The sequence below is a fragment of the Chroococcidiopsis sp. CCALA 051 genome, from assembly GCF_003015105.1.
In the GTDB taxonomy this organism is placed as follows: domain Bacteria; phylum Cyanobacteriota; class Cyanobacteriia; order Cyanobacteriales; family Chroococcidiopsidaceae; genus Chroococcidiopsis; species Chroococcidiopsis thermalis.
In genome coordinates, this window is the sequence record NZ_PYCI01000037.1 from 16,763 (window position 1) to 36,352 (window position 19,590).

25 protein-coding genes are annotated in these 19,590 nt (G+C 44.6%); 12 read left to right on the forward strand and 13 right to left on the reverse strand.

Features of this window, described 5'->3' with window-relative positions; translation table 11 throughout:
- Nucleotide 1: 1 nt before the first annotated feature.
- From C7Y66_RS11345 to holA, 4 genes are all read right to left on the reverse strand, one after another.
- Nucleotides 2–712 carry an urease accessory protein UreF gene (locus tag C7Y66_RS11345; protein ID WP_106545663.1) on the reverse strand — a complete coding sequence of 237 codons (711 nt, stop codon included), beginning with the start codon at nucleotides 710–712 and terminating at the stop codon, nucleotides 2–4.
- Nucleotides 699–1,133, reverse strand: coding sequence for an urease accessory protein UreE (gene ureE / locus C7Y66_RS11350; RefSeq protein ID WP_015156897.1), 435 nt, complete (start codon nucleotides 1,131–1,133; stop codon nucleotides 699–701). The genes C7Y66_RS11345 and ureE overlap by 14 nt, the downstream gene beginning before the upstream one ends.
- 110 nt (nucleotides 1,134–1,243) lie before the next feature.
- On the reverse strand, nucleotides 1,244–1,729 hold the full coding sequence (locus tag C7Y66_RS11355; protein ID WP_015156896.1) for a DUF4168 domain-containing protein: 486 nt from the start codon (nucleotides 1,727–1,729) through the stop codon (nucleotides 1,244–1,246).
- Nucleotides 1,730–1,836: 107 nt separating this feature from the next.
- A complete protein-coding gene (gene holA, locus C7Y66_RS11360) occupies nucleotides 1,837–2,829 on the reverse strand; it encodes a DNA polymerase III subunit delta (protein ID WP_106545664.1) in 993 nt (330 codons plus the stop codon).
- A 301-nt stretch (nucleotides 2,830–3,130) separates the two neighbouring features.
- Between holA and C7Y66_RS11365 the strand changes: the two genes are divergently transcribed.
- Both C7Y66_RS11365 and cbiE read left to right on the forward strand, forming a co-directional pair.
- Nucleotides 3,131–3,751 (forward strand): precorrin-8X methylmutase, encoded by a 621-nt coding sequence (locus C7Y66_RS11365; protein ID WP_106545665.1) that lies wholly within the window; start codon nucleotides 3,131–3,133, stop codon nucleotides 3,749–3,751.
- A gap of 92 nt (nucleotides 3,752–3,843) precedes the next feature.
- A complete protein-coding gene (cbiE, locus tag C7Y66_RS11370) occupies nucleotides 3,844–5,091 on the forward strand; it encodes a precorrin-6y C5,15-methyltransferase (decarboxylating) subunit CbiE (protein WP_106545666.1) in 1,248 nt (415 codons plus the stop codon).
- Between the two features lie 180 nt (nucleotides 5,092–5,271).
- On the opposite strand, the gene C7Y66_RS11375 is transcribed toward cbiE, so the two are convergent.
- Together C7Y66_RS11375 and C7Y66_RS11380 are read right to left on the reverse strand one after the other, a co-directional pair.
- Nucleotides 5,272–6,087: a CPBP family intramembrane glutamic endopeptidase gene (locus C7Y66_RS11375; RefSeq protein ID WP_233222634.1), complete on the reverse strand. Its 816-nt coding sequence runs from the start codon at nucleotides 6,085–6,087 to the stop codon at nucleotides 5,272–5,274.
- Nucleotides 6,088–6,202: 115 nt separating this feature from the next.
- Entirely contained in the window at nucleotides 6,203–6,616 is a 414-nt protein-coding gene (locus C7Y66_RS11380) for an AbrB family transcriptional regulator (protein ID WP_015156891.1), read from the reverse strand.
- A gap of 1,046 nt (nucleotides 6,617–7,662) precedes the next feature.
- Between C7Y66_RS11380 and C7Y66_RS11385 the strand changes: the two genes are divergently transcribed.
- Nucleotides 7,663–8,688, forward strand: coding sequence for a succinate dehydrogenase/fumarate reductase iron-sulfur subunit (locus tag C7Y66_RS11385; protein ID WP_233222635.1), 1,026 nt, complete (start codon nucleotides 7,663–7,665; stop codon nucleotides 8,686–8,688).
- A gap of 92 nt (nucleotides 8,689–8,780) precedes the next feature.
- Here C7Y66_RS11385 and C7Y66_RS11390 read toward each other — a convergent pair whose 3' ends face one another.
- The 4 genes from C7Y66_RS11390 to psbX all read right to left on the reverse strand — a co-directional run bounded on the left by C7Y66_RS11390 (nucleotide 8,781) and on the right by psbX (nucleotide 11,242).
- Nucleotides 8,781–9,305, reverse strand: a complete 525-nt coding sequence (locus C7Y66_RS11390) for a TolB family protein (RefSeq protein ID WP_106545668.1) — start codon at nucleotides 9,303–9,305, stop codon at nucleotides 8,781–8,783.
- 135 nt (nucleotides 9,306–9,440) lie between these two features.
- On the reverse strand, nucleotides 9,441–10,025 hold the full coding sequence (locus tag C7Y66_RS11395) for a TolB family protein (RefSeq protein ID WP_106545669.1): 585 nt from the start codon (nucleotides 10,023–10,025) through the stop codon (nucleotides 9,441–9,443).
- Between the two features lie 25 nt (nucleotides 10,026–10,050).
- On the reverse strand, nucleotides 10,051–10,950 hold the full coding sequence (locus C7Y66_RS11400; RefSeq protein ID WP_015156887.1) for a Ycf66 family protein: 900 nt from the start codon (nucleotides 10,948–10,950) through the stop codon (nucleotides 10,051–10,053).
- 172 nt (nucleotides 10,951–11,122) lie between these two features.
- Nucleotides 11,123–11,242 (reverse strand): photosystem II reaction center X protein, encoded by a 120-nt coding sequence (psbX, locus tag C7Y66_RS11405; protein ID WP_106545670.1) that lies wholly within the window; start codon nucleotides 11,240–11,242, stop codon nucleotides 11,123–11,125.
- A 71-nt stretch (nucleotides 11,243–11,313) separates the two neighbouring features.
- Between psbX and C7Y66_RS31030 the strand changes: the two genes are divergently transcribed.
- Together C7Y66_RS31030 and pdxH are read left to right on the forward strand one after the other, a co-directional pair.
- Nucleotides 11,314–11,478 (forward strand): hypothetical protein, encoded by a 165-nt coding sequence (locus tag C7Y66_RS31030; RefSeq protein ID WP_158265905.1) that lies wholly within the window; start codon nucleotides 11,314–11,316, stop codon nucleotides 11,476–11,478.
- On the forward strand, nucleotides 11,475–12,119 hold the full coding sequence (pdxH, locus tag C7Y66_RS11410) for a pyridoxamine 5'-phosphate oxidase (RefSeq protein WP_106545671.1): 645 nt from the start codon (nucleotides 11,475–11,477) through the stop codon (nucleotides 12,117–12,119). The genes C7Y66_RS31030 and pdxH overlap by 4 nt, the downstream gene beginning before the upstream one ends.
- 27 nt (nucleotides 12,120–12,146) lie before the next feature.
- Here the strand turns inward: pdxH and C7Y66_RS11415 are convergent, their stop codons facing one another.
- Nucleotides 12,147–12,944: a DUF3153 domain-containing protein gene (locus tag C7Y66_RS11415; RefSeq protein WP_106545672.1), complete on the reverse strand. Its 798-nt coding sequence runs from the start codon at nucleotides 12,942–12,944 to the stop codon at nucleotides 12,147–12,149.
- 159 nt (nucleotides 12,945–13,103) lie between these two features.
- Between C7Y66_RS11415 and C7Y66_RS11420 the strand changes: the two genes are divergently transcribed.
- Entirely contained in the window at nucleotides 13,104–13,856 is a 753-nt protein-coding gene (locus C7Y66_RS11420) for an FRG domain-containing protein (RefSeq protein ID WP_106545673.1), read from the forward strand.
- Between the two features lie 17 nt (nucleotides 13,857–13,873).
- Here the strand turns inward: C7Y66_RS11420 and C7Y66_RS11425 are convergent, their stop codons facing one another.
- Nucleotides 13,874–14,410: a tetratricopeptide repeat protein gene (locus tag C7Y66_RS11425; RefSeq protein ID WP_199197376.1), complete on the reverse strand. Its 537-nt coding sequence runs from the start codon at nucleotides 14,408–14,410 to the stop codon at nucleotides 13,874–13,876.
- 295 nt (nucleotides 14,411–14,705) lie between these two features.
- On the opposite strand from C7Y66_RS11425, the gene C7Y66_RS11430 reads away from it, so the two are divergent.
- A complete protein-coding gene (locus tag C7Y66_RS11430; protein ID WP_106545674.1) occupies nucleotides 14,706–15,119 on the forward strand; it encodes a hypothetical protein in 414 nt (137 codons plus the stop codon).
- Nucleotides 15,120–15,207: 88 nt separating this feature from the next.
- On the opposite strand, the gene argB is transcribed toward C7Y66_RS11430, so the two are convergent.
- Nucleotides 15,208–16,101, reverse strand: coding sequence for an acetylglutamate kinase (argB, locus tag C7Y66_RS11435; protein WP_015156880.1), 894 nt, complete (start codon nucleotides 16,099–16,101; stop codon nucleotides 15,208–15,210).
- Nucleotides 16,102–16,187: 86 nt separating this feature from the next.
- Here argB and C7Y66_RS30505 point away from each other — a divergent pair, with 86 nt between their 5' ends.
- The 5 genes from C7Y66_RS30505 (at nucleotide 16,188) to C7Y66_RS11455 (ending at nucleotide 19,491) form a co-directional block, all read left to right on the forward strand.
- Entirely contained in the window at nucleotides 16,188–16,382 is a 195-nt protein-coding gene (locus C7Y66_RS30505; protein WP_127023651.1) for a hypothetical protein, read from the forward strand.
- A 611-nt stretch (nucleotides 16,383–16,993) separates the two neighbouring features.
- A complete protein-coding gene (locus tag C7Y66_RS11440) occupies nucleotides 16,994–17,437 on the forward strand; it encodes an Hsp20/alpha crystallin family protein (protein ID WP_015156879.1) in 444 nt (147 codons plus the stop codon).
- Between the two features lie 316 nt (nucleotides 17,438–17,753).
- Nucleotides 17,754–18,149: a nuclear transport factor 2 family protein gene (locus C7Y66_RS11445; RefSeq protein WP_106545675.1), complete on the forward strand. Its 396-nt coding sequence runs from the start codon at nucleotides 17,754–17,756 to the stop codon at nucleotides 18,147–18,149.
- Nucleotides 18,150–18,208: 59 nt separating this feature from the next.
- The gene (locus C7Y66_RS11450) at nucleotides 18,209–18,883 is read left to right on the forward strand and encodes a PD-(D/E)XK nuclease family protein (RefSeq protein WP_106166373.1); all 675 of its coding nucleotides are present in this window, start codon (nucleotides 18,209–18,211) and stop codon (nucleotides 18,881–18,883) included.
- Nucleotides 18,884–19,032: 149 nt separating this feature from the next.
- Nucleotides 19,033–19,491, forward strand: a complete 459-nt coding sequence (locus C7Y66_RS11455; protein WP_015156876.1) for a DoxX family protein — start codon at nucleotides 19,033–19,035, stop codon at nucleotides 19,489–19,491.
- Nucleotides 19,492–19,590 lie beyond the last annotated feature (99 nt).

Here is a 19,590-nt window from a genome sequence, read left to right on the forward strand (position 1 = left end):
ATTAACTCCGAAATAAGCGCGTATATTGAGTTTCGTGTGCCATACTAGCCAGCGATAAACCCCAGCTACAACTACTCAACTCGTCATCAGTTAAGACTGAAATCCGAGCAGCTGCATCAACTATATGAGCTTGTAAATTAATTAAAATCTGTTGTCCGGCAGTTTGTCCGAGGGGAATCAGTTTAATCCCAGCAGTAACTAAATTTGTCGCCCAACTATGTAAATAACCTAAAACAGCAGTTTCTTGGGAAATTTGCCAGCAATGCGCAGCCACTCCAAAGGCGATCGCATAATTCACTGAATGACCTACTGCATTAAATATAGATTCTAACTGTGGCTGGAGTTCCAACAACAACCGCACCAGCGATCGCCCCATTTGCCAACTAGAATTACGCAACTCTTCCGTTTCCCGCGCCGCCGATAGCCAACTATTCCAATAATTTAAATTTGTTAAATTGCTTGCCAAAACAGCATTATATGCTCTGAGCGTCATCGCCGCTTCAATCCGAATTGCGCCAAAATGCAATTCCCGTTCTAACCAATGTTGCAAACTTTGAGCATCTGCGATCGCCCCCCATTCTACCAGCGTTTCTATACCCTCAGAATAACTATAAGCCCCTACTGGTAAAGCTGGACTCGCCAATTGCAGCAAACTTAATAGTGCTAATTCCGAATTCCAAATTCCGCATTCCGAATTCCTAATGGTGTCCATACGCGCCAACTTCAGGCTGAAATGGAGCGTTTTCTTCTATTACGATGACTCCCAGATGTTCTAACATTGCTTGCAATACTGGATCGGGAGATAAGCGAAGATAGTTAGTACCAATTTCTAAGGGTACGTGACGATTACCCAAATGATATGCAGCCCTCAGTAAATCTAAAGATGTAGCTGCTGTGACCGTCAAGACTAGTTCTGATTTTGCCTTGACTAAAATCAAATATTCGCCATTATCCGATCGCAACATATCTCCATCCCGCAATACCGTTCCTCTGGGTAAACGTAGAAATACCGTTTCTCCTTCCTCAGTTTCAAAGCGATGGCGGCTTTTCGTACGTTCCTCCGCCGTCAGCACCAAGGTAAAAGCATTGACAGCACTGTTAATAGCTGGTAAGCGATCGGTTATAGTTAACATCAGTTATCAGTTATCAGGGAGTAGGGAGCAGGGAGCAGGGAGCAGGGAGCAGGGAGCAGTTAATTCTCTACTTACGAATTCCGAATTCCAAATTCCGAATTCCGAATTCGTTAAGGGCTACCTTGTAATCGCAGCATTTCATCTTGAATTCGCTGTCTTAAATCGGGATTATTTTGGACTGTTTTGGTAATTTGATTAAATTCTTCAAAAGAACTAAAGTATTTTTTCACAATTGATTCATACTGCGAGCAATAGCCTTTGGCAATACTGCGAGCGTTATCTGGTAGGTTAGAGATGCTATCTTCGCGATCGCACGCAATGCGGGGTAACTCTTCAGAACCCATACTTTGTTTGAGATCGGTTAAAGCCGTTTGGCGGACTGGTTCTGCCTCCAAAACAGCCCTAGCATAATTGTTAACTTCTGCTTCGCTGAAGTCTTGAGCAGATGCAGCAGTGCTGAAGTTGAGATTGCTGAAATTGTGCAGATCGGGTAGTCCAGCAACTACACTCAACGCGCTAATTGCCCCAATCAGCAGCGATCGCGATAACATCCGGTTGAAGTTGGTCAGTAAATAGAGATAGCAAAATTTAGTCATATTTTATGTTGGCAGAAAATGTCATACCGGAGGCATCAGTTCTTTTGAATCATTTTCAGAGTTAGAAGTTCCAGCCATTTCTCACTGCGCTTTATTCCAGCTTACAGCTAGCTGTTAGATGATGAAAAAATCTGGCAAAGGGCGATCGCTTTTGTTTGCAACGTCGTTATGTGTTCTGCACCTTGTTTCAAGCTCACTTCTAATTCCAGCAAGACGGGTAAAGCAGCGATCAGTTGCTGTGTAGAAATCTGCATCACTTCTCGCTTGAGAATAAATACTCGTTTAGGATTGCTAATTTCTGCTGCTTGAGCAATCTGTTGTTCCGAGTTTTCGCCTCGTTCTAACATTAGCTTTACCCATAGCCAAGTCCGAAACTGTCCGATCAACGTTGCCACGATTTTGAGTACGGGTTCGTTGCGACCGATCAACTGCCCGATGAGAATCAAAGTTTTGTTTGTATCTCCCTGACGAATTGCTTCTGCTAGCTTTAAGCTATTTTGAGTATTGACTTTAACCAAGTCTGCTACAATACTCTCGCCTATGGGTGGAGAATTCTCACCTGCATAGAGTTTGAGCTTTTCCAGTTCGTTATAAAGCAGTCGCGGATCATTTCCTACAGATTCAACGATCGCTTCTACTGCACTGGGAGTGAGCTTCACCCCCAAACTTTGAGCGGCTTGTCGTACCTGCTGAAGCAGTAAATCTGTTTTCCACGGTGGAATCAGCGCAAATTCCTGCACTTCGGCATGTTCTTGGAAAAGTTTAGTCGATTTCAGCCTGCCATCCGGTTTATTGCGACTTGTCAGTAACAAAATTGAAGTCTCGGGAATAGCTGGTAGGGTGCGTTTTAGTTCAGCCAATAAGTCATCCGAACAATTTTGACAAACAGTGGTATCCACCAGCCAAACAAGACGACTACCCATCCCAAATGGTGGTGTCATCGCTTGATTGAGTCCCTGAATTAGAGCATCTGATTGTGTAGGCGGAATTTGCGTGTAGTTAAAACTCATCCAATTTGGATCGAGGCAGCGATCGCGCAAGCCATTAACTGCTTGTTGCAACGAAAACTCATCTTCACCCCAGTAGAAGTAGATTGGCATAATTCGTCATTAGTCATTAGTCATTGGTCACTACAAATCGATGCACGATAATTGGCATACTCTAGCATCTCGATCGTCGCACATTGACCAAATCAAATTAGAAGTATGGTTTCAGTGGAGTAAACTTGTTTTATGGTGGAACTAGTTTTGTGCAGACGTTACTTTGTAGAGACGTTACATGTAACGTCTCTACAAAGTAACGTCTGTACGGGCGGGTTTTGACTCCCGATCTACTGTTTTAACTGTTAATCTATTGGCTAAACCCGCCCCTACGATAACTGATAACTGATAGCTGACAAGTGTGAACTTCCCTATCCATCCCATCATGACGCAGAGTTTTGCGGTTATCGATCGCGAAATTGGCACGTATAAAGATAAATTTAGTCCGGCTGAGTATGCGATCGTCAGACGGGTAATTCATAGTACGGCTGATTTTGAGTTTCAGCATTTGATTCGTTTTAGTCCCAACGCCATTGAAGCAGGAATTCAGGCAGTTCGCGATCGCGTGCCGATTATTACTGATGTAGGAATGGTGAAACAGGGTGTAGTGAATTTGCTCAGAAAAACTTTTGATAATCCACTCATTAGTGCTGTAGAAGGAGTTGAAGTAGCTCTTCCAGGCAAAACCCGCACGGAAACAGGATTAATCAAGTCTTATGAAAAGTTTCCTACAGCAATTTTTGCGATCGGTAATGCTCCCACAGCGCTTTTAGCTTTATGTCAAGAATTAGAAAGCGCCAGTACGCTACCAGCTTTGGTAATTGGTGCGCCAGTAGGTTTTATCTCAGTAGTTGAATCTAAGGCTGCATTAGCTCGCTCCCCAGTCAATCAAATTCGTGTAGAAGGACGCAAAGGAGGTTCCTCCATCGCTGCTGCGATCTTAAATGCTTTAATTATGTTGGCATTAGAACGGGAGTCGTAAGTCGTAAATCGTCAGTCGTAAGTCGTCAGTATTTCCCGCGCCACGCACCACTTTCTACCGATCGCCGATCGCTGTCAACTGATAATTAATAAATGACACCAATACACGTAATTGGCATTGGATTAGATGGAACTGAGGGACTAGTTGATTCACTACGTCAATTGGTTGTGAAGGCAAAATTACTTGTAGGGAGCGATCGCCATTTAAATTACTTCCCACACCACCCAGCACCACGCCTGATACTAGGAGATTTCATCGAAGCGATCGCTCAAATTCGCCGTTATTTAGCAGATGGGAAAGATGGTATTGTAATTTTAGTATCGGGCGATCCGTTATTTTTTGGTTTAGGGCGATTGCTACTCGCGGAACTCCCACTAGAACACCTAACTTTTCATCCCCACCTCAGCTCAATCCAGTTAGCATTTAATCGGCTCAAAGTTCCCTGGCAAGATGCTAGAGCGATCAGCGCTCACGGGCGATCGCTAGATGAATTAATTCAGGCGTTGCAGCAAGGGGTAGAGAAGATTGCCGTATTGACGGATAACACAAATAACCCTCATGCGATCGCTCGTCTATTAGTATCGCTAGATTTACTCGCTCGATACAAACTTTGGGTATGCGAAAATTTGGGTAGCGAGGACGAAGTATGTCGAGAGATTAACTGTAACGTTTCTACAGACAATCTGTCTTTTGCACCTTTAAATATTGTTGTCTTACTCCGCCAATCCGAGCCAGAACTGCAACTAAACTTAGCCAACTTACCGCAACTAGGGATACCAGATCGTTTATTTCTCAGTTTTAGCGATCGCCCAGGATTAATGACAAAGCGAGAAGTACGTCTCTTAATTTTAGGCGAACTGGCGCTGCAACCCGAACAAATTGTCTGGGATATTGGAGCGGGAACTGGTTCGGTTTCGATTGAAATTGCTCGTTTATTTCCTACTAGTAAAATTTACGCAATTGAAAAAACCGCAGCTGGTAGCACGTTAATTGCTCAAAACTGCCAACGATTCGGAGTCAAAAACGTTATGTCAATCCACGGTACTGCTCCAGAAATCTTACAGGATCTTCCTAGATGCGATCGCGTTTTTATCGGTGGTAGCAGTGGTAACTTAACCTCTATTCTAGAAACCTGTTCCTGCTTATCTTCTGGCGGAGTTTTAGTCATTGCTCTTGCTACCCTAGAACACCTCAGCACGGCTCTAGACTGGTTCAAGCATCAAAATAGCTGGGAATACCAACTATTGCAAGTCCAACTCTCCCGTTCCGTACCCATAGCGCAACTCACCCGCTTTGCTCCTCTGAATCCAGTTACAATTATCACAGCTAAACACCTTTAACGATCTTCTTCACGCCTACTCTACGAGAAGCCACTTTGCGCCTTTGCGCCTTTGCGTGACATAAAAATTTGAACGCTGGATACTACATGATGGTATTAACGATCGCTTTGCAGCATTTCCCGAGCTTCTGGATGTTTTAACATACTGGCGCGATCGCGCTTTTATTTAAGCGTAAAAAACTCAGTACAACCAAATAATCGTGCCTGTGGCAAGTAAAAATAGTAACCCTACAACACCAGCCAAAGGCTTGCCATATTTTCCCGTAACCCATGCTGCTGCATTACCCGTATAATCTGTGACTTGTAAGGTATCCAAACATGCGATCGCCCATACCCAACCCGCATGAAGTCCCCAAGCTAAGCCCAAACTTCCATGGTCTACCCAACGGGCAAGTACCAACACCATACCCATTAACCACAGTCCAGGTAATTGTGGCAATGTTTCTTTTTGCTCCCAAACTAGATGTAACAAAGCAAAAATTAGACTGGAAATTGCAGCTGCCCAGCCTAAATAAAAGTCGCGTTCTAATTGAGTGAAAACGAAGCCGCGAAAAATTAATTCTTCCGTGCCGCTAATCCACACTGCTAATAGTAAAGTTAGCAGCACAACTGATGCAATTTGTCTAGATTTTTTTGGTTCGGATTGCTGCCATTTCACCCAACCAAGAGCTATTTGTCCGGCAAATAAACTAGTAATACCGATCGCGCCAATTACAAAACCCTCACCACTAGAAATTAACAGATGCCAATTCCAGGTGAAGCCCCAATCGGTAAAAGGTACTGCCAAAATCTGGCTGGCTTGCCATAAAATCAAGGGCGCGATCGCGTAAAGTGAGGCAAGCAGTGGTAATTTTTGTCCACTTGTAATTGGTTGAGACGGTCGCCATTTAATTGCGATCGCGCAGCCAATTGCTAATGGTAGCCAGCAAGCAGTCCATACTAGAAAAAATTCTGTCACCTGTATCATCGATACAGGTGCAATTGTCTGGAATGACATTAAGATTTGGCAGTTACTACGATCCGCGATTAGCACGCCTCAGATAAAATTTGTCATCGGTCACTTGCCATTGATTGCTGGTGGCTAACCAATGATAATTGACCAACGACCATTTTTATTCGTCGTCTTCATCGTCTAAGTTATCGTCTCTACTTTTATCGCTATCGAGTTGAATTAGGTGAATGTGTTTGTAACCTAATTTAATCTCAAATTCGTCACCTGGCTTTAAGCCCATTGCTTCGGTGTAAGTAGCACCAATTACAATTTGACCGTTTTTGTGTACGCTGACGCGATAGGTTGGTTCCCGTCCGCGACCATCTTTTGGTCCTTCAGGACTCAGAGGAATGCCCCTTGCTGCGAGTAAGGCATCATAAAAATCGGTTAAATTGACGCGAGTTTGGCTGTTTTTTGTGACCGTATAATAGCCACAGGCTTTTGCTCTTTCTCGTCTAGGTAAGTTAGAAAGTTCTTTTACCTTTTGCAGCAATGCTTTTCCAGTTAATGGATGGGTTGCAGTTTCAGTACTCACGCTCCAAATATCCTTACGTTCTCCAAAGTGGGTAAAGTTTGCTTGACAGATATTGACTGAGCTGTTTGCTTTTTGTCTATCGTCAAGTTGCTCTTTGCTAGTCGCACATTGTTTGTGCGATTTTTTCAGCCATCAGTTACACTTTGTCAGTTGTAGGCTGTTTATTTGCCACTGACATGCGATCTTCGATCGCCGACTGCTCTGGCTAATTGCCAAGTAGCTAATCTCTTATTTTATAGAAGAAGTATGTCCAAATCTCTCCTGTTCTCCAAAAATTTTTTCCATAATTAGATACTACCCATTTTAAATTCAACTTTGCAAATTTAATCTTAATTTTTTAACCAACCTTACCAAATATACAATCTTCGATCGCTAACATCGAAGTTTTTTAGTCAAGCAGACACTCCTCGGACTCTAACTGGGAAATGCAACAAACATCAATAGTTTTTCCCATTTCTGTAGCAGACTGAACTAAACGCTAGCTCTAAGGGGACGATTTGGTTAGGCATAGCAGAATCTAACTCCCAAAAATGGTTGTAAGCGCTTAGCTTTCACAGCAAAGAACCAAAAAAAATTCGATCGAGACAGGTAAAATCGGAGGAAAGAGGTCATCCCTTTCTACTGATTTATGGCGAGAAAAGAGATCTGCCTAGCCCCCAAATCATCAAAGAGGTCAGGGAATCGGATCTGTTGTCAGAGCAGATAAAATTGGTATCAATCTAAAATCCCTGACCTTTACGAGTACGAAATTGCTCTAGCTTCATTTCTTTAGCACCAGCGACTCATGCGCCCACAAAGAGGGAAAATATATTTTTTTAAAAAAGGGGTTGACAAACCTGAAACTTGACCCTGGGGCTAGATAAATTCCACCAGATTTAGGTCGATCGTTCTAGACTAGAAGCAGTTCCAGCGCGATCGACTACAGAGCAGTAATTTAACTAACCAGACAGCAAAATCTCCTTTGAAAGGATGGATTAAATGTCAAGTAGCGTTAACAACGATTTATCAGCGCGATCGCTCCTATGTACAAAATTTAGTTGATGGCAATGCAAGTTCTATTTAAAATCATCCGACAATCAGAAAATTCCGCGCCTCGCGTTCAGTCTTATCAGCTAGAGGTAGAACCAGGAAATACAATCTTGGACTGCTTAAATCAGATTAAGTGGGAGCAAGATGGTAGCTTAGCATTTCGTAAAAATTGTCGCAATACTATTTGTGGTAGTTGTGGAATGCGAATTAATGGTCGCTCGGCTTTAGCCTGTAAAGAAAATATTGGTAGCGAAGTCAGCCGACTGCAATTAAGCACGGGTGAGAGCAGGAATAGAGATGTTAAGACACCAGAAATCATTATCTCTCCTTTGGGGAATATGCCAGTCATCAAAGATCTGGTAGTAGATATGAAGAGTTTTTGGAATCATCTAGAGGCAGTCGATCCCTATGTCAGCACGGGGGCAAGAAAAATCCCAGAACGGGAGTTTTTGCAATCACCAGCAGAGCGATCGCAATTAGATCGAACGGGTAACTGTATTATGTGTGGTGCTTGTTATTCTGAATGCAATGCTCGCGAAATCAATTCCGATTTTGTCGGTCCTCATGCTTTAGCCAAAGCATACCGCATGGTAGCAGATACTCGCGATGCTGAAACCGCAACTCGGTTAGAAAAGTATAACCAAGGAACCCAAGGCGTTTGGGGCTGTACTCGCTGTTATTACTGCAACACTGTTTGTCCAATGGATGTTGCACCGATGGATCGCATCAGTCAGATCAAGCAGGAAATCTTACCATTAAAAGATGCTGCCGATAGCCGTTCCATCCGCCACCGTAAAGTTTTAGTCGAGTTAGTCAAAGAAGGTGGCTGGATCGACGAGCGTAAGTTTGGGTTGCACGTTGTATCAAATTACCTGCGAGATCTTAGGGGCTTACTCAGTTTAGGACCTTTAGGATTGCGAATGCTCGGACGCGGCAAATTCCCGCTCAAATTCGAGCCTTCCGAAGGCGTGGCAGAAGTGCGATCGCTGATTGAAGCTGTTAAGGGAGCAGAGAGCGATCGAGCAGTGACCAGTGAACAGTGAACAGTGACCCGCGATCGCCGATCGGTAATTTCTCCTCTGCCCCTGAAGCCCTTCACTCCCCTTGTCTCTGCTCCCTGATAACTGACAACCGTTCACTGCGGGTTCATCGGCACGTTAATCAAGTTACCAGCGCGATCGCAAACTAAAATATCCCATTGACCGTTAGCGCTCGATTCAAAGGCAATCCTGTTGCCATCGTTGCTGATGGTAGGGTGGCGCACTTCTGCTGCTAAATTTGCCGTTAAATTCCTTAATTGGCGAGTTTCGCGATCGTAGAGAAAAATACCAACTTGACCTCGCCTACTACTAGTAAACACAATGTAGCGACCATCGGCTGATAAGTCGGGATCGGAGGCGATCGCATCAACAGAGTTTAATCCTGGTAAATTGACGAGGCTACTCGTTTTTAAATTGAATAAATAAACATCTTGTCGCCCGAAGCGATCGGATGTAAACACTACGTATTCACCTGCAACGCGCGGAGACAATTCTGCTGCGGGACTGTTGAGGCTGCGTCCCCCTAGATCGAAGGGATAGCTTAAAAGATGGGGAGAGCCGCTACAGCCACTCAGGAAACTAACTAGGAGCAATATCAATAGAGAGAGACAGATAGACAAGGGAGACAAGGGAGACAAGGAGCGAGGGAGACAAGGGAGACAAGGGGGACAAGGGGGACAAGGGGGACAAGGGAGCTGAGGAGATAAAATAACTAACTGGTCACTGGTCACTGGTCACTGGTCACTGGTCACTGGTCACTGGTCACTGATAACTGCTCCCTGCTCCTTAACAACTGTCATCGTACCATCTGGAATATCCAACTCAACGCGATCGCCTCGATCCAGGATTTCGATATCCCATTGCCCGTTTTTACTGCTTTCAAAGGCAATGTAACGCCCGTCAGGACTGATGCTGGGATTGCGCACCCATGCCTGATACCACTGGCTGACAATCTGCGTTTGTTGCGTAGCGCGATCGTACAGCGTCAAAACAATTTTACCGCGATCCCCAGTTAAATAAGTTAAATAGCGCCCCGTATAACTCAAGCTCGGATGTTCTGCGATCGCTGCGGCGGGAATGCGCGGTAGAGAAATGAGGCAGCGGTCTTGTAGATCGTATAACAGTAAACGGTGCTTGCCATCGCGATTTGAGACATACGCTAACCAACGCCCATCGCCGCTCAAAGCTGGTTGCTCGTCGCTATAGGGGCTATTCAGGAAGCCTGACAAACAAACTTGGCGATCGCTAGGACTACAGGCTGCGATCGCCAAACTCAAGATACTTATAGTGAGCGTCCAACACAGCCACTTCAGCCACCGTCTCAGCGTAGATTTTTTCATCTATGCTGTCGCCATCCGTGCGAAACTATGGCTCGTCAAAATTAGTCGAATTGTCGCGATCGTCGTCAAACCGCTCGATTGGCTTGTAATCGACATAATCGGAAGCTGGAACTTGGACATCATCCTGACCGTAAACTGAATTTTGAGGCGGACGACGTTTTCTGGGTCTAGATGACACTTCTGTATCCGCTGGTTCCACACGTCTGGAGCCGTTACTACCGGAGCGAGGCGGCTTGCTGGTACGAGTCACTTTTTCTTCCCAGTCATCTTCTCTAGTTGCCTGAGTTGAATCGTTCCAATCTTCATCCTGTGTGTCTGGTGGGAGGGGACGAGATTCTGGACGAGAACGACGCTTGCTGGTGCTGGTACGAGTCCGGTCGGCAGGTGCAATTCTTTCAGTTCCGCTACGGCTTGACGAGCGGCGAGGTGGTTCTTCCTCATCGCGGCGATAGCGTCGGGGGATTTCATCCTCGCGATCGTACTCGCGATCGTAATCGTCCGTGCGCGTGGAACGTCCATCTCTGCTCCCTCGAATCCGCCGTGGGATCGTGCGTTCTTCCTCTAAAGGATCGTATTCGTCTAACTCTGCTTCGTATTGATATGCAGAGCTGACGGGTCTTTCTTCGTCTACAATTCGAGTATTGCGTCGAGCTTGTTCTGTAGCTACGCTCCGTAGCCTCACGCTTTCTACAGCAAAAAATATTGTTCCTCCTGTCAGCAGCAGTTGACCGAATTGCATAATTGGGTCATACCGCCAACCTTGAAAAATCAGGACGAAACCACAGACTAAACCGATCGCAGCAAAAAAAATGTCGTGATCTCGCGCCAATCCAGGGCGAAAGTTGCGGAGGAAATATAGCGCTGCCCCAGCTACAGCTAAGACAATGCCCGAAATACTCGCAAAGTTAAAGTTGAAGTTGACCATTTTCGTTCTCTCAAGTATGTCTAGCCTAGCGAGTCAACTAGAAGATCGTCAAAATTTGCTGGGTAAACGAGGGATCGGGAGTTAGGAGTGAGGGGTAAGGGAATTCTCCATTAATTCCGAATTCCGAATTCCGAATTCCGAATTCTCCCTACTCCCTGCTCCCTGCTCCCTCTTATGAGCGTTCAATCTTGTCTTGTTGGCTAATAAAAACCAAACCAACGACGACTGGGATCACCACAATTGCCAAACCTGCTAGCAGACTGTAAAAGAAATTCATTAAAGAAGGTGTCATAGATTTTTAACCCGATAGTTTAACACTTCAACTTTAATTGTAATTTGTCGTTACACGCTTGAGAAGGCAAATTGGTAGTTGGTAGTTGGTCATTGGTCATTGGTCATTGGTCATTGCTAGTTGGTGGATACTCGCTTTTCACTTACGAATACCCGACTGACGACTTTTCCATTACCCATTACCCATTACCCATTACCCATTACCCATTACCCATTACCCATTACCCATTACCATGAATCCTAATGTTGCCGATCTTCGCATAGATTATCAACTTGAAGGTTTGCAGGAAACTGATGTCGATCCGAATCCTTTGCGTCAATTTCAAATTTGGTTCGATCGCGCCCTATCAGCTCAAATTCCCGAACCAAATGCTATGACCTTAGCCACTGCTACGACTGATGGTATACCTTCGGCTCGAATTGTCTTGCTCAAGGGTTTTGACGAACGCGGTTTCGTTTTTTATACCAATTATCAAAGTCATAAAGGGCAAGAACTGACAGCCAATCCCTACGCAGCGCTAGTTTTTTGGTGGGCGGAACTCGAACGCCAAGTGCGGATTGAAGGGCGGGTAGAGCAAGTTTCAGCCCAAGAGTCAGATGAATATTATCGCAGCCGTCCGTTAAATAGCCGCTTGGGAGCTTGGGCTTCCGAGCAAAGTCAAGTGGTGGAAAGTCGCGCAGCTTTAGAACAGCGCTTGCAAGAATTGCAAACCAAGTATGAAAATCGAGACATTCCCCGTCCGCCGCACTGGGGAGGTTTTCGCGTCATTCCTAACGCAATTGAATTTTGGCAAGGTAGACCGAGTAGATTGCACGATCGCCTCCGCTATCGCCTGCTAGAAAACGGTAGTTGGACAATCGAGCGGTTGTCTCCTTAGGGTATAGAGACGTTAAACGTAACGTCTCTATACTGCTCCCTGCTCCCTACTCCCTCCTGAAGTTGGCACAGTGCGATCGCGTAAATAAACCCCTAACGCAATGAATAAAATAATGAAAATTGTGCCAATTCCCAGGGGACTGGGGAGCCAGAAAATAGTTTCTATATGATTAATCTGTCCTGGTTGCAGCCGCCATATCAACCGATTACCCTGTTTGTTAGCGGGAATGGCGTTTTCTGCCTTCTCGATGCTGCGTCCTCCCCAAGGGGCGTTGAGGCTGAATTCAAAATCTAAGATCGAACTGGGGTTAATGGCGAGATTTGTGTTTGTAGAAATTAGGGAGAGCGATCGCAAGTCTAAGTCGAAAATCAACCGATTTCTCACTAATAATAAAAAATTATTTTGCTTCAAACTCAATTGAGAGTCTATTGGTGGCAAATCCGTTTCTGTTAAATTATTTGGATTTTCCTTGTCAATGTAGTGGAAAAATGCATTGAATTTTTCTGCTAAGTCCGCCCCATTTTTAAACGGAATTGTGACCGTGACTTCTCGATCCGATCGCCGCTTCGCTTTTCCATGCAGTTGCTTGGCGCGACGTTCGATGCTGTCTAGCCAAGTCTTTACCGAATCACCACTCAAACTCATCAGCCGTTCGTCTAGCTGGATGTGCTGCACGATTTCGCCATAGTTGGGACTGTCAAAATTTACCCCGACTTGATACTGGACGCAGCCGGAAAGAATCAAGGAAGACAACAACACAATTCCTAATAAGCGCAGCTGTCCGATAATTTTCCTAGCTGATGCCATCAAGATAGATAGTTTCACAGATCCCCCTCTGAATACTCTGGCGTGAAGGGCGCAACTTAATAAAGTTATCGCTCTTATTTACTATTGATATCATCATTGCTTGTCGCGTGATGACATAGTATTTTTACTCGATCCATAAGACACTCATCAGAAGTTAGAAGTCGTAGGGAAGGATCTATGCAAGAAATCACCATCCATACTGTCTCCGAATATGTAGAGCGTCTTTCGGATATTAACCGTGGAAGACGCGCTGTTTACCGTGGTCAGCGACGCGATCGGAGCCTATTACCTAAAATTGCTCGCCTCACAACTTACTTACCTATTCTTCAAGCAGAACGGGAAATGCTCGAAGTTTTTAAGCTCAGAAGTCTTCCTCTGCTTGAGCAGCACCCCGATAATGATTGGGACTGGCTGACAATCATGCAGCACCACGGGCTAGCAACGAGATTGCTAGATTGGAGTCTTAACCCCCTAGCGGCTCTTTGGTTTTGCGTCTGTAAACCACCTGCTGAGAACGAGTCCGGCGTAGTGTGGCTATTTTATCCTGATGCTAATGATTATGCTGTACCCTCAAAGCAAGCAGATCCAACCAGCATCAGTAGAGTTTATTTGTTAAGAGGCAAATTGGTTGCGTCTCGCATTCAGGCACAGTTTGGTTGGTTTACCGTTCATTATTTCAATTTAGAACAAGAGAAGTTTGTTGCTTTAGAAAATGATTCATCCTATGCGTCTCGTCTAGTAAAAATAATCATTCCCTCTAATGCGTTTGCCCACATTCGCTTTCAATTGGATCGTTTGGAGGTTAATTCAGCAACGCTATTTCCCGATCTTGATGGACTGTGCGCCAATATTGAATGGGCTTTTTCGAGCTTGGCAGACGAAGAACTTCAAGACATTCCGAAAAAGAGCTTTCCTACCCCAAATAATTAGCATTTTAACCCAGCATTCTATAGTCCCCACCAAATCAATGCACCAAGGGTTAGGGCGATCGCGAATAGAGCAACGACGATAAAGCGATTGTCTTTCGTGTTGATTTTGCTCAGGTCTTCGATTTCGCGGGGTGGTTCTGACTGTGGCGATCGCTTGCGATTATCGCTCTTGATGCTCAGTTTTATTTGCGACTCATTATCTGATATTGCCCCCAGATCGGGGATTTGAGTCATCCATTCGGCGGGGCGTTGCAATTGCGGTGCTTGCAGAATATACAGCAACCGCCGTCCTTGCTTGTTAATTTCATAGTGGGGATGACGTTTGAGCTGTTCGCATAGCGCGATCGCTTCTTGTCTTTGTCCAGCAGCTTCGTAAGCGTTGACTAGCCATAGCTGCACTTCACCACCCTGGCGACTGTTACGGTTAGCTAAGGCGCTAGCCTTTTCTAAGTGTTGTACGGCTTGGCGGTATTGTCCTCGCTCAAAAGTTGCTAACCCTGCTTTGTACTCAGTCTTGACAATTTCTTGGGATTGGGAACTCACGTTTGATTGCATGAATCTCTCTTTCTCGATTGTGTCACTCATGGGCAGCTTAACGACATCTGACTTAAGTAACAATTTTACGCAACATTAATCGCCATAATTATCTAAAATTTTAGATAGTGGGCTGAAATATCGGGAACATAGAGACAACAACGCAGCATCAGAGTGTTTAGACTGCCGATCGCGCTTGGGTATTAAGCGTTACTCAAAATTTTAGGTTCTGGATATGAGAAAAATCACCGAGGTTCCACACATACCACGCAAACAGATTTTACATATATATACAAGCTGGGTTAGATGGGGTAGAGTGGCTTGCTCAACTGCTGCGCTTTTACCATTGGGAATACTATTAGTCAATGCAACACCCGCATCTGCACAATCTACAATTATTATCAATGGTGGTGGGAACTATCCTGATGGCAACTATTATCGCAGGAACCAGCCACAGTCTGCCCCCTACATCTACGGTAGTCCTATTCCCTCACCTATTCCAGTTAATCCAGCAACGGGGATGACTCCTAAACCCGCCGATCGCTACTTCGATCGCTACCCCGATTCCGCTCCTAGCAGAGACCAAAATATCACGATTATCAATGTCGATCGCTCGTATGACCGATATCCGCACGATCGCTATCCAAATGAAGTGGGGTATCCAAGAATACGTACTATAGAAGTTCTACCTGCTCCCCCAATCCCAAATGGACTCGATCCTTACAGATAGGCTATTGGCGATCGCGCAGTGTGAAAACTTAAAGATCCCCCCTAGCCCCCCTTAAAAAGGGGGGAAGAAGAGAAAGTTACATGTGGGGCTAGTAGGTGTATTCAGAAGCAACGATCATCGAACCAATACCTACGTCGGTGAAGACTTCTAGTAAAAGGGCGTGGGGAATGCGACCGTCGATAATGTGAGCAGCACGCACTCCTTGGGCGAGCGATCGCACGCAGCATTTAACTTTGGGAATCATCCCGCCGCCGACAACACCAGCAGCGATTAAATCTCGCGCCTCTTGAATATCCAATCTAGGTAGTAGTGTTGAAGGATCTTTGTAGTCCTTGAGAATTCCGGCTGTATCTGTCAGTAAAATCAATTTTTCTGCTCCCAGGGCTGCGGCGAGTTCTCCTGCTACAGTATCGGCATTAATGTTGTATGCCTGTCCGTTTTCGTCTGCTGCTACGCTGGATACGACCGGGATATAACCTTCTTTGAGTAGGGAATTCAACAGCCGCACGTCCATACTCGTTACTTCTCCGACAAAGCCAATCCCCTCGCGACCTTCAGGACGGGCTTTGATTAAATTAGCATCTTTACCGCATAGCCCAATTGCAGAACCACCAGCACGGTTGATCAGAGAAACTAATTCCTTGTTCACCCTGCCAACTAACACCATTTCTACCACGTCCATTGTCGGCGCATCCGTTACCCGCAGTCCGTGCTTGAATTGCGGTTCAATGCCGAGTTTATCTAACCAACTATTAATTTCTGGACCCCCGCCGTGAACTACGACAAGGCGCACTCCCACAGAAGTTAAAAACACGATATCGCGAATCACTTTATCTTTCAGGGAGCTTTCTTTCATCGCTGCGCCGCCATACTTGACGACGACGATTCGTCCGGCAAATTTTTGGATGTAGGGTAGTGCTTCGCTGAGAATTCTTACCCGCGTGGCTTCAGGTTCTCTAATGTACTCGCTCTCGTTGCTCATGAATTGCTTCCAGAACGCAAATAAATACTCGATAAGAGTGCAGTTTAAAAGAGTTTGCGTTTTGCCACAATCTCAGAAATAACAGTTTGAACAGCCTAGTGTGTGGTAGTTGGTTATTATTGCATGAGCCGTGGAGCCACGCTGCACGCACAAACGCGAGTAGAATCGATCTCGATCGCGCCGTATTGTACCGAGCGCATGGTTGCGGTTTTTATCTCGTCCTACCCGTACTGGGAACTGAGATGAAAGTTGGCGAGCATCGTTTCACCCTCACTTGCTGATAAATGATAAATGATAACTGATAACTGAAATTAGTAAAGATTAGTTGCAGGAAATGTGTTTTTCCAGTTGTTAGTAGTATCTTACAAATAGAAGCTTTCCATAGCTTCTGTGGCAGATAAACAGCCAAAAGTCCGATAGATCAACTGAGTTAAGAGGTAAAAGAAGCTGTTTTACTATCTGTCCGACCGACCGACAGCAACACCCAACTCGAACGCTGATATTTCCTCCTAGTTGAAAACAGAGGGCAATGTAACCGACAATCTAACCTTTCTCGGAACAGGAATTGCGATCGGTGCAACCCCAGATAGGATTACAAACATGAGGAAATCGCTAAGCAAGTAGATGCTTGGGTGTTGTTGTTTTGAAATCCAAAAATAATTGAAAAACAGAAACTGGGATAGTCGAAGCGTCGAACTAGGTTAGGTTTCCCGCACTCCTAATATTGCAGATATCCGTACAAACTTTTACCTAACTTTCAACTGATATTTTCAGTTCGGTAATCATCATTTCAGCATTCATAAAAACCGAATTTCCTCGAACTTTCTACACCAGTAAGATAAGAAGCAAGAACACGGAAAACAAACTTAAAGCAATCAATTAAGGTGTAGTTATGGTATTTGTTCGCTGGAATCCTTGGCAAGAAATGAATACTCTGCAACGTCATATCGATCGCTTATTTGAAGATTCATTTGCATCTAATTCTGTCGTGAATGGTAACATTGCTAAAATGCCAGCCGCAGAAATTTCTGAAACTGAAGATGCCGTCTACCTCAAACTGGAAGTACCTGGGATGGAAGCTAAAGACTTAGACGTGCAAGTTACAGAAGCTGCTGTTTACGTTAGTGGCGATCGCAAGTCTGAAACTAAGCAGGAAGAAAACGGCAAGACTCGCAGCGAATTTTACTACGGTAAGTTTCAGCGTGTCCTTCCTTTGCCAGCACGGATTCAAAACACCAACGTTACCGCAGAATATAAAGATGGAATTTTGAATCTGACTCTCCCTAAGACTACGGCAGAAAAAAATAAAGTGGTCAAAGTTAATTTAGAGGGATAAGCAATAAGGGAGTAAGAAAATTTCTTCTTACTCCCTTATTGCACTTTTTTCTGTCTATAAAATCACAGAATTAACTTGCCTAGCTTCACGCAGTAGCTAGGTTTTTTTGCGCTCGAGAGTTACGCAATTGAAGCATCGAGATCTCGATTCCCCCTAATCATCCCCAAAAAGGGAAGAATTTGTCGTTTTGACTTTTGACTTTTGACTTTTGACTTTTGATTTTTGGCTTTTGACTTCCTGATGTCTCTACAGATAGAGGTAGCTACCTTGACAAAAATTAATAATTTTAGAACGGAAGTTATAGGAGTTCAGCGAAATGACGAGTGAAATTGCCGATCGCTTTATGCAGACGCTACAGCAAATCGAAGCTAGTGGCGATGTAGAACCATTAGTTGAAATGTTTGCCGAGGATGCAGAAGCGACTAACATAGCAATGGTAGAACCACTCAAGGGAAAGGATGGCGTGCGGCGATTTTGGCAAAAGTATCTCTCAGTGTTCGATCGCATCCACTCTGATTTCACCCATGTCACCGCAGATAGCAACACTGCGGTTATGGAGTGGCGATCGCAAGGGACTTTATCCAATGGTGAAGACGTACATTATCGAGGTGTCAGCATTATTGAAATTGACAATGGATTAGTACAAGCCTTCCGCACCTACTACGATTCAGTCGTATTTCTGCCTACAGGTGCAAAGCAAGCACAGAGATAATTGAAAAGCGATTAAGGCGATTAAAATGAAACAGCATCGATCTGCAAATAATCTAACTCATGCCATCTGAGATTCAGCTGTTACCTAGCATTCATGCCAAATCCGTGCGCGAGAATGGCAAGCAATATTACTTAAGTACAAATGGCGATCGCCTTCCTAGCGTCTCTACCATCCTCAACGCTACAAAACCTCAAGCAGATCGAGATAGATTATTCAACTGGAAACAGCGTGTTGGTGTAGAAACCGCAAATCAAATCTCCTCCACCGCCAGCCGTCGCGGTACGCAAACGCACAAATACATTCAGCGTTACTTGCAGGGTGAAGATATATCTTGTTCTGAAGCCAGCCGTCCTTACTGGGAGAGTATCGCACCAGTCTTGGAAGAAATTGATGTCGTCAGATTAATTGAAGGGGCAGTTTTTCACTCAGATTTGAAATATGCTGGAATTGTAGACTGCGTTGCCAGTTATCGAGGTGTACCTTGTGTCTGTGAATGGAAAACAGCAGATCGACCAAAAAGAACCCTCGAACGGCTATTTGATTATCCTTTGCAATTAGTAGCTTATTTAGGTGCAGTCAATCACTATTATCGCGACTATGGAATTCAGTTGAATCGCGCCTTAATTGTTGTCGCAATTCCTCAAGCGCCAGCAGAAATCTTTTGGTTTGAACCAGAAGCGATCGCATCTTATTGGCAACAATGGCAACAGCGTGTTACTTCCTATTGGCAATAAGGGTGTGGGGTGTGGGGTGTGGGGTGTAGAGAAGACTTAGAAATTACGTCTTTAGATAGAAGCATTTCCACTCATATCATCATTAGAACTGGCAGAAGAGAACCGCTCGTCACAATTTTGACTTTTAACTTTTGACTTTTGACTTTTCTATGAACTCAAGTACCAGTCAGCCCAATCGACGCAAAGAAATTTTTCGAGGCATTCTGGCTGTAGCGATTATTATTGTAGGAATGACTCATTTTCTCAAACCATTAGAATACGCTAAGATTGTTCCGCCTCAACTGCCCAATCCCGTCGAACTAGTTTATATCAGCGGTTTTTTTGAAATTTTGGGTGGCATTGGTTTGTTAATTCCCTTTATTAGCGTTGCTGCGGCTTGGGGGCTGATTATTTTATTTATTGCTGTCTTTCCCGCCAACATTTATTTAGCAACTCACAGCGATATTGTCATTGAAGGCATTCCACATAGCCCGATTATGTATTGGGTGAGGCTGCCGTTACAAGCAGTTTTAATTGCTTGGGCATGGTGGTATACTCGTAAACCAGAAGCGCAACCAGGGGCGAAAAGTTTTGTCTCTGGTACAGAAAAGTTAGTTAGTCGCGATTAAATTGGTAATGGATAGTTGTTGGTTAACGGTTAACGGTTGACAGTTAACTACTCTCTGACAACTTTGTACAGACGTTACATATAACGTCTGTACACTGAT